The 14,568-nt window shown below is 64.2% G+C and carries 7 protein-coding genes and 3 pseudogenes; 2 read left to right on the top strand and 8 right to left on the bottom strand.

Annotation, left to right across the window (positions count from 1 at the left end; genetic code table 11):
- Window position 1: 1 nt before the first annotated feature.
- Together IY145_RS17660 and IY145_RS17655 are read right to left on the bottom strand one after the other, a co-directional pair.
- A complete protein-coding gene (locus IY145_RS17660) occupies window positions 2-1,012 on the bottom strand; it encodes a hypothetical protein (protein WP_196409406.1) in 1,011 nt (336 codons plus the stop codon).
- A 309-nt stretch (window positions 1,013-1,321) separates the two neighbouring features.
- Window positions 1,322-1,813 (bottom strand): annotated as a pseudogene (locus tag IY145_RS17655) (integrase core domain-containing protein); the annotation flags it as partial.
- Between IY145_RS17655 and IY145_RS17650 the strand changes: the two are divergent.
- Window positions 1,812-2,015 (top strand): annotated as a pseudogene (locus tag IY145_RS17650) (catalase (peroxidase I)-like protein); the annotation flags it as partial. The pseudogenes IY145_RS17655 and IY145_RS17650 overlap by 2 nt on opposite strands.
- 468 nt (window positions 2,016-2,483) lie before the next feature.
- Here IY145_RS17650 and IY145_RS17645 read toward each other — a convergent pair.
- The 4 genes from IY145_RS17645 to IY145_RS17630 form a co-directional block, all read right to left on the bottom strand.
- Entirely contained in the window at window positions 2,484-2,891 is a 408-nt protein-coding gene (locus IY145_RS17645; RefSeq protein WP_196409405.1) for a PIN domain-containing protein, read from the bottom strand.
- Window positions 2,892-2,899: 8 nt separating this feature from the next.
- A complete protein-coding gene (locus IY145_RS17640; protein ID WP_196409404.1) occupies window positions 2,900-3,187 on the bottom strand; it encodes an antitoxin in 288 nt (95 codons plus the stop codon).
- A gap of 387 nt (window positions 3,188-3,574) precedes the next feature.
- Complete coding sequence (locus tag IY145_RS17635) at window positions 3,575-4,951, bottom strand: multicopper oxidase family protein (RefSeq protein WP_196409403.1); 1,377 nt, start codon at window positions 4,949-4,951, stop codon at window positions 3,575-3,577.
- Window positions 4,948-6,333 carry a TolC family protein gene (locus tag IY145_RS17630; RefSeq protein WP_196409402.1) on the bottom strand — a complete coding sequence of 462 codons (1,386 nt, stop codon included), beginning with the start codon at window positions 6,331-6,333 and terminating at the stop codon, window positions 4,948-4,950. The genes IY145_RS17635 and IY145_RS17630 overlap by 4 nt, the downstream gene beginning before the upstream one ends.
- 715 nt (window positions 6,334-7,048) lie before the next feature.
- Between IY145_RS17630 and IY145_RS17625 the strand changes: the two are divergent.
- Window positions 7,049-9,256, top strand: a pseudogene (locus IY145_RS17625) (copper-transporting P-type ATPase); the annotation flags it as partial.
- A gap of 577 nt (window positions 9,257-9,833) precedes the next feature.
- Here the strand turns inward: IY145_RS17625 and IY145_RS17620 are convergent.
- Together IY145_RS17620 and IY145_RS17615 are read right to left on the bottom strand one after the other, a co-directional pair.
- Window positions 9,834-13,001: an efflux RND transporter permease subunit gene (locus IY145_RS17620; RefSeq protein ID WP_196409400.1), complete on the bottom strand. Its 3,168-nt coding sequence runs from the start codon at window positions 12,999-13,001 to the stop codon at window positions 9,834-9,836.
- Window positions 12,998-14,533 (bottom strand): efflux RND transporter periplasmic adaptor subunit, encoded by a 1,536-nt coding sequence (locus tag IY145_RS17615; protein ID WP_196409399.1) that lies wholly within the window; start codon window positions 14,531-14,533, stop codon window positions 12,998-13,000. The genes IY145_RS17620 and IY145_RS17615 overlap by 4 nt, the downstream gene beginning before the upstream one ends.
- Window positions 14,534-14,568 lie beyond the last annotated feature (35 nt).

Below are 14,568 nucleotides of genomic sequence, written 5' to 3'. Positions count from 1 at the left end.
CCTATCTCTCTAAAGAGGAGCCTTTCAAAAGGCTCTTAAGCGCTTCTGGATCGAATTTACGGGAATGCACAACTCTACCAAGGTCGCGTGGATGCGCCGTCGGAAGCTCAACGTGCGGCATTCGACGTTGACCGCGCGGCGGCCGAGCGTAATGTTGGGTTGCTGTCGTATCTAGCTTATGCCCCATGACCGCGGCGACCTCGTCGGGAGCGAATACCGCCTTTGCGGCCGCCGCGAACATGTGCCGCGTCGTATAGAGCGCGGGGTGCTTTTTTCTATTCCAGATTCGGCGGCTGACATAATAGAGCCGATCGCCGAGGGCATTGTAAAATTTTTCCCATATGGCGGCACGGTCACTGCCCACAGTTCCTGCAAGGCTGCTGTCGACAATCGCGAGCCATCGACGAATGGCCATTAGGGATGCGCCGCAGGTTTCATGCGCGAAGACCAGCCGCCGAAAGTCGCCATGGGCGCGAACCTCGTCTTCCTTGGCGTTCTTGACAACCAAAACCGATACGGCGGCCCCCGGAAACGTCACGAGACGAACCCGAGCCCATTCGCACGGCCGCAAACCGCTTGCTCGCCCGGCTTCCAAATAAGCGAGCAGCGGCGCGTCATAAGCCGAGTTTCCCGCAAGCCCACGCTTCAGGCTATCGAGCAATTTGTCCCAGTCCGAATCGAGAAGTCGCTTGAGGACGTGCGACGACGTCGCGGGCGGCAAGGCTTTACGGGCGGCAATAGTCTCGGGATCTGATTCATCATAGAGCGACTTCAATAGCTCTTTGCGCGTCCCTTCATCGAGTTCGAGAACGGTCTTACAATGATGATCGATAGCACAACGATACTGCCGCCATGAGGCGCTCCGCAGCATCGCACGGCGATCGGAGAGCCATCGAACAAGCGCGGCCAGGGAGATAGGCGAGTCGACGTCCTGCATCACCTCTCTGGCAGCCATGCGGCTGAGCAAGCGGAACCGTTCAGCATAGCGGACGCTGGTTTCGGGCTTCCTCATGCGCGGCGCCCTCCCGCCAATTTGGATACATTGCCGCTACAAGGGTCCGAAGACGCCGCATGAGAACGAAAAAGGGCCGGGACTTTCCGGAGCGCCGAGTCACTTCGAGACAAAAAGAGTTGAGTCGAGCCAACTCGGGCAACCCCTATTCCTTGGCAACTTTGATACGTAATTTCAAGCACATATGCGCGACAGAGGAGCCGATCGCGGGTCATAGCGCGACCTCCAGCTCCCAGTGCCCAGCTTCATCCTGTCCGGCGCGCCATTCGCAACACTGTCCGGTCTGAGGACATAGGTGACAGTCTGTTCCTAAGACATGGGTGACAACCTCGGGCCGAACGGGTTGTCGAGGGGTTGCAAAGTCTTCTGCTCCAGATCGATGAAGCCGAGATCGTAGCTCATGAAGCTGACGAGCCAAATGCCGTCGTCGACCTCCTTGATTCCCAAGCGCTGACCGGCGAGCACGGTCGAGATGTTGACGCGCTTTCGATACATGCAGATGCGCCCGCAGGCGGTGACCAGCACATCACGGTCGTGCAAGGGATAGGCGAGCTCGGGCAATTTCCCGTCATAGGGCTTGGCGGAAGGGCGATAGACATCGGCCGGGCGCTTCATGGCTAGCGCCTTATGCGGCCTTTCCTCGTTGAATTCTTTGACGAACTCGTCGAAGCGGGCCTGTTGCTGCAAGCTGTTCGTTCCGGGCGGACGGGTCGCCTCCTTCTTCAAGGTCAGATGCATGCGCTCATGGCGGCCGTTCTGCTAGGGATGGCCGGGCTTGATGCGCTCGATCTCGACGCCGACGGAAGGCGTCTATGAGGGGCGCGACCGCAAGAGCGGCGAACTCAAATGGACGGCGAGCGCCGTCGATCTGATCTTCGGCTCCAATTCCGAGCTGCGGGCGGTCGCGGAAGTCTACGCCTCGGACGACGCAAAGGAGAAATTCGTGCGAGACTTCATCGCCGCATGGGTCAAGGTGACGAATCTCGACCGCTTCGATTTGTAACGAGCGCGATCGTTAATTTACTCAAGGCCGTGGGTCGCACCCACGGCCTTTTTGTTGCTATATCTCGGCAGCTTCTGCAGAGTCTGCTCCGGGAGCTCGGCGAGTTGCTCGGAAAGTCGACGAGAGCGTGAGGTAGCCCGCGATCGTTCCGTAGGGCAGCACCAGAACGCGGTTCGATTCCCTCTCAACGCCGCGAGCGGGAATCGACGAAATCGCTCGCTCTCCTCGCGCTCGTAGCGCCCGAGCTTTTCATCTCGGAAAATGGGCGCGTCCGAAGGATCGTGAGGCCATTCGGTTCAATGTCGTCCATTCCCACGTAAGGCAGCGCCGTTTCCTGCGTGGGATCGACCTTTTCGCCTCGCAAGCGAGCCATATCCTTGATCTGCGCCTATTCCCAATTTGCTGGTATCGCCCACGGCCCATCCACGCGCGCCACATCGTCGCCCGCGCCCCTCGCCTCGACGAGCGTCATGCCGCCCAATCCGTCACCAGCAGCCCCGGCACGCGCTCGAACTCGCGGCGGTTGAGCGTCACCAGCGCAGCGCCGCGCCGCCGCGCCTGCGCCGCGACGAGATAGTCGAAAGGGTCGATCGGCGTCCCCTGCCGTTCGAGGAACGCCCTTATGTCCGCCGCTTCGCGCGCATCCTCGGCGTCGAACGCCGGCTGGCCGATCCCGGCCGATAAAAAGCCCTCGAGGAGGGCGCGCGCCTGTTCCGCTCGGTCGCTCTTGGCGATTCCATAATCGAGCTCGAACAGCACGATCGCGGGGACGATCAGCGCCGTTCCCGCCCTCAGCTCATTCTCGAGCCTCGTGGCGATCCAGGGCCTCCGCTTGTTCAAAGCGAAGATGACGATGTTCGTGTCGAGACAAAACATCGTCCGCGTCAATCGAATGAGATCGCGTCGTCGGGCTCGAGCGGCGGATCATCAGGCAGACCATCGGGCAAGAAGTCCCGCGCGCCCAAGGCGTCGAGTCGCGCGCGCCATGCCTCCACGTCGAACGGCTCCTTTTTCAAGGGCTCCAAGATCACCTTGTCACCCATCCGGCTGACGCGCACCTCTTTCCCCTCGAACCGGAACTCCTTTGGCAGGCGCACGGCCTGGCTGCGGCCGTGCATGAACAGCTTGGCGGTCGCTTTTCGTTCGGTGGGTTTGCCGGCGCTCGCGGTCATCTCGCGTCTCGGTAGAGTGACGTCTATCTTTGATAGATATCATGCGGCCAGCGCATCGGTCAATTTGTCGAGAAGCGCAGGTCGCAAAGGCGTCGCCGTCCCGCCGGCCGGCGGCGATCTCATCGACATGCTTGTCGAAAGAGAGAAGCGTCTCGTTGACGGATTTCCCCTTGCGTCGAGCTCGAGCGCGCCAGGAGCCGGATTTGAGCCTCGTGCAGGTCGTCCATCGCCGCCCGGGCGCGTCCAAGCGGCCGCCACGATTTTAGTCGCCCGAAGCGCATCCTTGTTACGCGCTGCGCATCAGCAGCCTCTGGCCCACTGCCGAAATAGAGTTCCGCTGCTGCGAGCCGACACCGTCTTGCCCATCAGATCGCCTATTTTCATTTTTCAATGATGCTCATGCTGATCATGGCCGGACGGTTGCGCTTTCGGGCTCTTCGTTTTCGTCACTCCATCATGCCGCGGCGCGTCTTTAGGGCGACCCTCGACCTCATGAGCGACGGTCCCCTCCGGGAACTCATATGGACCCGGGTCTTTATAGTCGTCGCGCGCCAGGCCCTCTCGGATCTTCATGAGCGTGAACATGCCGCCCATTTCGATAGGTCCAAATTGGCCTGTTCCCGTCATCATGGGAAGCGCATTGTTCGGCCCAGGCATGTGCATCGACGCCATTTCGCCCATCCCGGACGAACCCATGGGCATGTAATCCGGAACCAATTTGGTGATGGCTTCGACAATGCGGGGGCTCTGCTTCACTCCGATGAAAGTTCTCAAATCATGGCCCATCGCGTTCATCGTGTGATGCGACTTGTGGCAGTGTAAAGCCCAATCACCCGGGTTGTTCGCGACGAGCTCGAAGGCGCGAATCGTTCCGACAGGGACGTCTACGGTCGATTCGGGCATTTGAGCAGATCGAGGAATCCAGCCCCCATCCGTGCCCGTGACTACAAAATGGTGGCCATGCAGGTGAATCGGATGATTTGTCATGCTGAGATTCGCTATCCGCACGCGCACGCGATCGTTCAAGCGTACAACGAGCGGGGCGATGCCGGGAAAGACCCGGTTGTTGAATGTCCACATATTGAAGTTCGTCATCTCCACGACCTTGGGCACATAGGTTCCGGGATCGACGTCATAGGTGGCCAACATGAACGCGAAATCGCGATCGACCCTATGCTGCTCGGGATCGCGCGGATGAACGACGATCATTCCCATCAAGCCCATCGCCATCTGCACCATTTCGTCCGAATGCGTGTGGTACATGAACGTCCCGCTCGTCTTCAGCTCGAATTCGTAGACGAAGGTCTTGCCCGGCGGAATATGAGGCTGCGTGACGCCGGCCACGCCATCCATGCCATTCGGCAACAAGATTCCATGCCAGTGGATCGAGGTGGGTTCCGGCAGCTTATTCGTCGCGAAAATGCGGATCTTATCGCCTTCGACCGCCTCTATGGTCGGACCCGGCGATTGGCCGTTGTAGCCCCAAAGATGCACTTTCATCCCGGGCGCGAACTCACGCTCGACGGCTTCCGCGACGAGATGAAACTCTTTGACGCCCTCGTTCATGCGCCAGGGCAAGCTCCACCCGTTCAACGTCACGACGGGTCGGTATTCGGGACCATTCGAGGGGGACAACGGAGGCTGTGTCGCCGCGCTCGTCGCATAATGAGCTTCCGGTATGCTCGCCGCTTGCACGCGGCCGCTGAGAGCGGCGACGCTTACAAGTCCAGCCGCGGCGCCGATGAAGCCCCTTCGAGACATCATTGTTTGTCCCCCTCATTCGTCACTGTCCGATCGCATCCGTCCGTGATCCGGGACGTCTCCTCGACTCGCGCTTCGGCTCCGCCGATGACCGCAGCTCGAAAGTCTGTGCTAGCGAGCCAGAAATCGCGCTTGGCTTCGATCGCCGCAATTCTCGCCAATATCCTCTGGCGCACCTCGGCGAGCAGTGGGAAGACGTCGATCAGCATCGCATTGTAGCGCCGTAGGCTTTCATCCACGATGATCTTGCGCAGCGGCAAGATCTCGCGCCGATAATGATTTGCTATGTCCCACGTCGAGCGATAGGTGCGATACGCCAATCGTGCTTCTGAACGAACGTCGACCGCTTTTGCCGCCAAGCGGTTGAACGCCTGCATGTAGTTCTGCTCCGCTTCGCGCGTGCGCGCCTCGCCGAGATCGAAAATCGGAATCTCAATCGTGGCGCCTGGGCCAACAACCTTGAATCGAACATTCTCGGTGTCGATCGTCCCGTCGCTCGAAACACTGGTGACGGTTTCTCGCGTGTCCTTGTAGATGCCGGACAACTGGAAGACATTGACGAAGCGGGTCGCTCCGACGAGCCCATACGACTTTGCGAGCTCGTCGAGTTCTATGCCTGCGATGAAAAGATCGGGGCGGCGCGCCACCGCTTCCTGCTCGACCATGGGCATGTTTTGTGGACGAGAGGGCGGCACCGGCAAGGCCGCGGGAAGCTTGAAAACGAGATCATCGCCCCACAGGCCCAGAGAGCGGATCAGCTGCTCGCGCTCGGCGATCGCGCGCTGGCGAGCCTTCGCGAGCTGAGCAGTGAGATCGGCGTAGAACACTTGCTCGCGCGCCTGATCGAGCTTGTTCATCGCGCCGGTTTCGCCCAATGCTCTGGCAAGCTGCGCCGCCGCTTCGGCCGTCGAATTCGCCTTGGCGAGAAAATCGACGAGCTCCCGCGCAGCGACAGCGCGATAGTAGACCCTCCGCGCGCGGGCTGCGAGCCGGAGTGTCTCCTCGGCCGCGCGCAGCTGCGCCTGATGGAACCGGTCCGAGGCGATCTCCGTCCGCGCCGGCAAAGTCGCCAATGCGAGAATATCGGCGGCGATGATCGCCTCGAGCTCTAATTTCAGCGGTCCGGCAATCCGCGAAATGGAAAAGCTCGGGTTTGGCGGAAGGATTGCTCTCACCATCGCCGCTTCCGCGGAGCCCAAGGCGTTATATGCCGCTTGGAGTCTGCGATTGCCGAGCAGAGCGATTTGCACCGCGGAGTCGGCGGTCAGCGCTCGCGAGAGCAGAAGCTCGACGCGAGCTCGAGCCGACGCAGCGTCCTCCGGGGTGCGGATCGCCAGCACGTCCTTTTCGAGCGGGTTGCCGGCGAAGCTCGCGACAATGCTCATGCCGCCGTCGTCCGAAAAACCGACGCAAGCGGAGAGCGTAATGGCAGAGAGCAATGCTGCGCCAGCTCGAATCCTCGAGCCGAGCCGACGTCGTCGCGACGTCGACGGAAAGCATCGGAGCCGACTCAATGCGCATGCTCCGAGCCGCTGTCACGCCCGTGATCCGATGATCGGATCACCCGAGCATTTTGCTCTCTCCAGGAACCTGGTCGGACCGGCCGTTGGCTGACGTAAGAGCCGATCGTAGATTGATAACGTGTAGCGGGCGCGGGTGCGCCGGCGTCAAATGGCTCAGGGGCGACAAAGGGCAGCGGAGTTGGCGCGCAGCCATGAACTGTTCCGACGATCAATGAAACAGTGCCGAGCTTCTCGAGGATATAGATAAAAGATAAAAATAGTGGCCGCAGCTCAGCGACGGACGTATGTGGTCGCCACGACATAGCGAAGCCTCGGTCGCAGGGGATTCATACGCTGGCCACCGAATCACTTCGTGATCGACGTTAGCTCGCTCATTCCGGGAAGGCTATTGGATAGGCGCCATAGGCCCGGCCACCAGCTCCGCTCGAGGAAGCGACCAGCGTCGGGATGCGACCTCGGGAATGGTGGTCGAACGCGGCGATTTCCGCCTCTATATTCCCATCTCTGGTTTTCCGATCGATGACCGGCCGTTCCGAATGAGGCGATCCGCGCCCCATTGTCTCTGAAGGGTTCTCCCATGGCCCATGAGCACGCCCATCACCACTCGCGAGAGGAGCGTGCGCCTGCTCCGGTGGGGACCACGCTCGAAGAAAGCGCTCGGCGAAGCTCTCGCCCGGGCGCGATCTACACATGTCCGATGCATCCGCAGATCCGCCGGCCACAGCCTGGCAATTGTCCAATCTGCGGAATGGCGCTCGAGCCTGTCCTCGCGAGCGCGGAGAGCGGACCGAGCCCGGAGCTCGTCGATATGACACAGCGGTTCTGGATCGGCCTCGCTCTCGCCGTTCCGGGCGTCGTTCTGGAAATGGGCGGGCATTTCTTCGGCCTTCATCATCTCATTCCGCCGCAGACCTCCAACTGGATTCAATTCGCTCTAGCGACTCCGGTGGTGCTGTGGGCCGGCGCGCCCTTCTTCGTGCGGGCGGCGCGGTCGCTCGTCACGCGCAATCTCAACATGTTCACGCTCATCGCCATGGGCACGGGAGTGGCCTTCGCCTATAGCGCGCTCGCGACTCTCGCGCCGTCGCTGATTCCCGCGGCCTTCCACAATGCGGATGGCTCGGTCGCGATCTATTTCGAGGCCGCCGCCGTCATCACCGTTCTCGTGCTGCTCGGCCAGGTGCTGGAGCTGCGCGCGCGAGAGCAGACCGGCGGCGCGATTCGCGCCTTGCTCGATCTCGCGCCGAAATCCGCGCGCCGCGTCGCTGCCGATGGCTCGGACGAGGATATTCCGCTCGAGGATGTCGCGGTCGGCGATCGGCTTCGCGTGCGCCCCGGGGAAAAGGTGCCCGTCGACGGCGAGTTGCTCGACGGCCGCAGCTCGGTCGACGAATCTCTGGTCACGGGCGAGTCTCTGCCGGTGACCAAGGCGGCCGGCGACAAGGTCATCGGCGGCGCGCTCAACCAGAGCGGCGGCTTCGTCATGCGCGCCGATAAGGTCGGCCGCGACACGATGCTCGCGCGCATCGTCGACATGGTCGCCGCAGCGCAGCGCAGCCGAGCGCCGATCCAGCGCCTCGCCGATCAGGTCTCCGGCTGGTTCGTGCCGGCCGTCATCGGCGTCGCCATTCTCGCCTTCATCGCCTGGACCCTCTGGGGACCGGAGCCGCGCATGGCCTATGGCCTCGTCGCCGCGGTCTCCGTCCTCATCATCGCCTGCCCCTGCGCGCTCGGCCTCGCGACGCCCATGTCGATCATGGTCGGCGTCGGACGCGGCGCGCAGAGCGGCGTGCTCATCAAGAACGCCGAGGCGCTCGAGCGCTTCGAGAAGGTCGACACGCTGGTCGTCGACAAGACCGGCACCCTCACCGAGGGCAAGCCGCAGGTCATCGCCATCCGCCCGACAGCGGGGCTCGCCGAGAATGATCTCCTGCGCCTGGCCGCGAGCCTCGAACGCGCGAGCGAGCACCCGCTGGCGCAGGCGATCGTTCAATCGGCGCTGGCGCGCGGGCTCGAGCTCGCCGAGGCGAAGGATTTCGATTCGCCGGCCGGCAAGGGCGTGACGGGCGTGGTCGAAGACCTATTGCTCGCCATCGGCAATCGCCGTTTCCTGGACGAGATCGGAATTGACGCCGGCGCTGCTGACGCCGAGGCGGAGGGGCTCAGGGCAGACGGCGCCACGGCGATTTTCGTCGCCATCGATAGCGCTATGGCCGGCGTGATCGGCATCGCCGATCCGGTCAAGGAATCGACGCCGGCCGCCCTGCAGGCGCTGCGGAAAGACGGCGTCCGCGTCGTCATGCTGACGGGCGACAATTGGACGACCGCTCGGGCGGTGGCGAAGCGGCTCGGCATAGACGAGGTCGAAGCCGAGATACTCCCGGAGGACAAGAGCAAGGTGGTGAGCCGGCTGAGAGAGTCCGGCCGCGTCGTCGCCATGGCGGGCGACGGCGTCAACGACGCGCCGGCCCTCGCCGCCGCCGATGTGGGAATCGCCATGGGGACGGGAACCGATGTCGCGATCGAGAGCGCAGGCGTCACCTTGTTGAAAGGCGATTTGCGGGGCATCGTCCGCGGCCGGCGCCTTTCGGCCGCGACGATGCGCAACATCCGCGAGAATCTTTTCTTCGCCTTTTTCTACAACGCCGCCGGCGTGCCCATCGCCGCCGGCGCGCTCTATCCTGCTTTCGGCCTGCTGCTGTCGCCGACGATCGCCGCCGCGGCCATGGCGCTCTCGTCGGTGAGCGTGATCGCCAATTCGCTGCGGCTGCGCCGATCGCAAATCGAAGAGCCGGCAGCGGCCGCCGGCGCCCTGCGTCGCCCGGAAAGATCGAGACGTCTGGCGTTGGCGGGGGCGACGGCCGCCGCGCTGGCGCTCGCGGCGGGGCTGACGTGGCTCGACTGGCGGCCGCGCTTCCCTATCGCCGAGACGCCGCCATCTCCGCCAGCACGACGCGAGCCGGCGCCCTCGGTCACGGAGCGATCGGCCGAAGCGCCCAAGACGGATGCGCGATCCAGCGTCGCTGCGAGCGAAGGAGTGGAGTCGAAGCTGCGCGCCTACTTAGAGCGCGAAACGCCGCCAGCGCGAAAGCTCGCCTGGTTCGAGCTCGACGGCGTGGCGTTCGAGCCGCGCGGAGCCGGCCTGCAACCCACTGCGCAGAGGCAACTGCAGGCGATCGCCTATATTCTGGCGACCCATCCCCGCGCCAGAGCGATCGTCGCCGTCCATGGCGACGCCAAGAAGCTGTCGAAGCAGCGGGCGGAGGCGGTCGTCCTGGCGCTGACGCGGCTCGGCGTCGACGCCTCTCGCCTGCGCGCGCGGACGCTCGCGTCGAAGCCCTCCGCCGTCACGGGATCGAGCGTCAATTCCGAGCCGGACGGCCACGTGCTGCTCGGCCTGCGTTCGAAGTGACTCCGGCGCGGGGTAAGCGGAAGCCCTTCACCAGCGCATAGATCGCCGGAATGACGACGAGCGTCAGCACGGTCGAGGAGACCATTCCGCCGATCATCGGCGCCGCGATGCGCTGCATGACCTCCGAGCCTGCGCCATGGCTCCAGAGGATCGGCAGCAGGCCGGCGATGATGGCCGTGACCGTCATCATCTTCGGACGCACGCGCTCGACGGCGCCGAGCATGATCGCCTCTTGCAGATCGGCGCGCGTGAAGGTGCGCCCCTGCGTGGCGCGCTCGGCGGCGATCTCCTTCAGCGCCTGATCCAGATAGATCAGCATGACGACGCCGGTCTCTGCGGCGACGCCGGCGAGCGCGATGAAGCCGACCGCCGCCGCGACCGAGAGGTCGAAGCCCATGAGCCACATCGCCCACACGCCGCCGACCAGCGCGAAGGGCAAGGACGCCATCACGATCAGCGTCTCAGTCAAGCGACGGAAATTGAGATAGAGCAGCAGGAAGATGATCGCGAGCGTCAGCGGAACGACGATTTTCAATCGCGCCTCGGCGCGCTGCATATATTCGAACTGCCCGCTCCAGGTCACATAGGTACCGGCAGGAAAAGCGATCGATTGCGCCACCGCCTTTTGCGCCTCGGCGACATAGGAGCCAAGATCGCGGTCGCGCACATCGACGAAGACATAGACCGCGAGCTGGCCGTTCTCCGTGCGGATCGACGTCGGCCCGCGCATGAGCTCGATCCTCGCGACCTCGCCCAGCGGAACCGCGCCGCCACGCGGCAGCGGCACGAGCACTTCTTTCGCGATCGTCTGCGGATCGGAGCGGAACTCGCGCGGATAGCGGATGTTGACGCCATAGCGCTCGCGCCCTTCGACCGTCGTCGTGATCGTCTCTCCGCCGAGCGCGGTGGCGATCACCTCCTGCACATCGCCGATCATCAGATTATAGCGCGCGAGCGCGGGATGTTCGGGGACGATGTCGAGGAAATAGCCGCCGTTGACGCGCTCGGCATAGGCGCTCGCCGTGCCGGGAACGCGCTTCAGCACGACCTCGACCTGCCGCGCGACGCCTTCCATCTGCGCGAGATCGCGGCCGAAGATTTTCACGCCGATCGGCGTACGAATGCCCGTCGCGAGCATGTCGACCCGCGCCTTGATCGGCATGGTCCAGGCGTTGGAGACGCCGGGAAACTGCAAGGCGGCGTCGAGCTCGGCGACGAGCTTGCTCGTCGTCATTCCCGGCCGCCATTGATCTTTCGGCTTCAGGCTGACGACCGTCTCGAACATTTCGAGCGGCGCCGGATCGGTCGCGGTCGCAGCGCGCCCGGCCTTGCCATAGGCGGACGCGACCTCGGGAAAAGATTTGATGATGCGGTCCTGCGTCTGCAGCAGCTCGGCCGCCTTGGTGACCGAGAGGCCGGGCAGCGTCGTCGGCATATAGAGCAGAGCGCCTTCGTCCAGCGTCGGCATGAACTCGCCGCCGAGCTCGCGCGCCGGAACGATCGTCGCGACGATCGCGAGAAATGCGAGAAGGATCGTCGCCGTCTTCGCCTTCAGGACGCGCGCGATGATCGGGCGATAGAGAAAGATGAGCGCTCGGTTGATCGGATTTTTCGCCTCCGGCGCGATGCTTCCGCGCACGAAGACGACCATCAGCGCCGGAACCAGCGTCACCGACAGAAGCGCCGCCGCGGCCATGGCGAAAGTCTTCGTATAGGCGAGCGGCGCGAACAGCCTTCCCTCCTGCGCCTCCAGCGTGAAGATCGGCAGGAAGGACACGGTGATAACGAGCAGGCTGAAGAACAGCGCCGGCCCGACCTCGCTCGCCGCCTCGATCACTATGTCGATGCGGGGCTTTTCCGGCGGCGCTCGCTCCAGATGCTTGTGGGCGTTCTCGATCATGACGATCGCGGCATCGACCATCGCGCCGATGGCGACGGCGACGCCCCCGAGGCTCATGATGTTGGAGCCGAGGCCGAGCGCTCTCATCGCCGCGAAGGCGAGGAGCACGCCGACCGGCAGCATGATCACCGCGACGAGCGCGCTGCGCAGATGCAGCAGGAACACTGCGCAGACGAGGGCGACGATGACACTCTCCTCGAAGAGCGTTCCACGCAGCGTCTCGATCGCCGCGTGAATGAGCTGCGAGCGATCATAGACGGTCGCGATCTCCACGCCCTGCGGCAGGGCGGGCGCGAGCCGGGCCAGCGCCGCCTTCACATTGTCGATCACGCTCAGCGCATTGACGCCGTAGCGCTGCAAGGCGATTCCGCTCGCGACCTCGCCCTCGCCGTCGAGCTCGGCGACGCCGCGCCGCTCGTCCGGCCCGAGCTCCACGCGCGCGACGTCGCGCAGCAGCAGCGGTGTGCCGTTCTCCGCGCGCAGGCCGATATGCTCGATATCGGCGGCGCTCTTCAAATAGCCGCGGCCGCGCACGATGAACTCGAATTCGGAGAGCTCGACCGTGCGGCCGCCGACATCCGCGTTGCTCGCGCGGATCGCCTCGCGCAGCTGCTTCAAGGAGACGCCGAGCGCTCGCAGCCGATTCGGATCGGCGACGACATTATATTGCTTGACGAAGCCGCCGACGCTCGCAACTTCCGCCACGCCTTCGGCCTTGGAGAGGCCGTAGCGCAATGTCCAATCCTGGAGCGAGCGCAGCTCGGCGAGCGTCATCTCCTTGGCGACGAGCGCATATTGATAGACCCAGCCGACCCCCGTCGCGTCCGGACCGAGCGCCGGCGTCACGCCTTGCGGCAGCTTCTTGGCCGCGGCGCTCAAATATTCGAGCACGCGCGAGCGCGCCCAATAGAGATCGACGCCGTCCTCGAAGATCACATAGACGAAAGAAACGCCGAAGAAGGAGAAGCCGCGCACCACTTTGGAGCGCGGCACTGTGAGCATGGCGCTCGTCAGCGGATAGGTGACCTGGTCCTCGACCACCTGCGGCGCCTGTCCCGGATATTCCGTGTAGACGATCGCCTGTACGTCGGAGAGATCGGGAAGCGCGTCGAGCGGCAGCGTGCGCAGCGCATAGGCTCCCGCCCCGACCGCAAAACCTGCGCCGAGGAAGACGAGGACGAGATTGCGCGCCGACCAGGCGATGAGCCGTCCGATCATCGCGTCGCCTCCGCTCCCGCGAGCGTCTGCAGCGCCGCCCGCAGATTGCTTTCCGAATCGATGAGGAAATTGGCCGCCGTCACCACGCGGTCCGTCTCGTCGAGCCCGCTCCTCACCTCGACGAATCCCTCGCCGCGCCGGCCGAGCGTCACCTCGCGCGGCTCGAAGCGGCCCTCGCCCTTGTCGAGCAGCACGAGCGCGCGCTTGCCGGTCTCGATCACCGCGCTCTCGGGCGCGGTCACGATCTGTTCGGCGTCGCCGGCCAGAATCTCCGCCTCGACATACATGTCCGGCCGCAAGATCAGATCGGCGTTGGGCAGTTCGATGCGCACGCGCGCGGTGCGCGTCTCGCGATTGATCTGCGGATAGACGACCGTCACATGGCCGGCGAAGACGCGATCGGGAAGGCCGCGCGCCCTGATCTCGACAGCTTGGCCGACGCGCAGCCGCGCATAATCCTGCTCGGCGACGTCGACGAGAGCCCAGACGACCGAGAGATCGGCTATGCGGAACAGCACTTGACCGGCCTCGGCCTTCATTCCGTCGACGGCGTTGCGCTCGAGGATGACGCCCTCGCGCGGCGCCGGCCAGGAGACGCTCGCCGGCACACGCCGGCTGCGGGCGATCTCGGCGATGAATTCCGGCGGCGCGTTCAGGGTCTCGAGCTTCCTCCGCAAGCCGTCGATCAAGCCTGCGTCGCCGCCGCTGCGAGAGTTTGCGAAGACCAGATAATCCGCCGCCGCGGCGGCGATGGCCGGCGAATAGAGACGCACAAGAGGCTGGCCTTTCGAGACGCGCGCGCCGGTCGTGGCCTCGGCGACCTTTTCGACGAAAGCCTCGGAGCGCGTCGCGACCACGGCGACGCGGCGCTCGTCGACCTGCACCGCGCCGGGCACGCGAATCTTGGCGATGAGCGGCCGACGCCTCACGAGTTCCGAGCGTACGCCCGTCCGCTGAATTTTTCCGGGCGCTATGCGCACCGCGCCATCGGCCTCCACGTCCTCGCCCTCGTAGACGGGCGTGTAATCCATGCCCATCGCATCCTTCTTCGGCGCCGGCGAAACATCCGGCAGCCCCATGGGATTGCGGTAATAGAGGATTCGCTTCGCACGCGGCTTCGCGGAGAGTTCGGGGAGGACGGCGCGCAGATCGACCGGCCGAACCGGCAGATAGTCCATCCCCATGCCGTCCTTTCGCGGGCCTGCGGAAATATCGTCGCCGCCCATCGGATCACGGTAGAAGAGCGGCTCCTCGCGCGAGGCCGCGGGCGGATCTGGAAGCTTTCCGACGAACGGCGCGATCCGCGATCGGCGCACCGGCAGAAAGTCCATTCCCATCCCGTCCTTGCGCGGATGGCGCGAGACCTCCGCGCCCCCCATCGGATCGCGATAGAAGAGAATGGGATCGTCGAGCGCGGCGACTGCCGTCGGGTGATCCGATCGGGCCGCGTCGGAATGGGAAGCGTGAAGCACGGACGCGGTCACGCTCGCAGCGAGTGCGAGCGCGCCGAACAGAGGCGCGAAAGGAGGCATGATTTCGATCTCCAGCCGCAGCGGCGGCGGATTGC

Origin of the sequence: Methylosinus sp. H3A (assembly GCF_015709455.1) — a bacterium.
Taxonomy (GTDB): Bacteria; Pseudomonadota; Alphaproteobacteria; order Rhizobiales; family Beijerinckiaceae; genus Methylosinus.
Note: the sequence above shows the minus strand (reverse complement) of the source record. Positions and strands in the feature narration are given on the sequence as shown.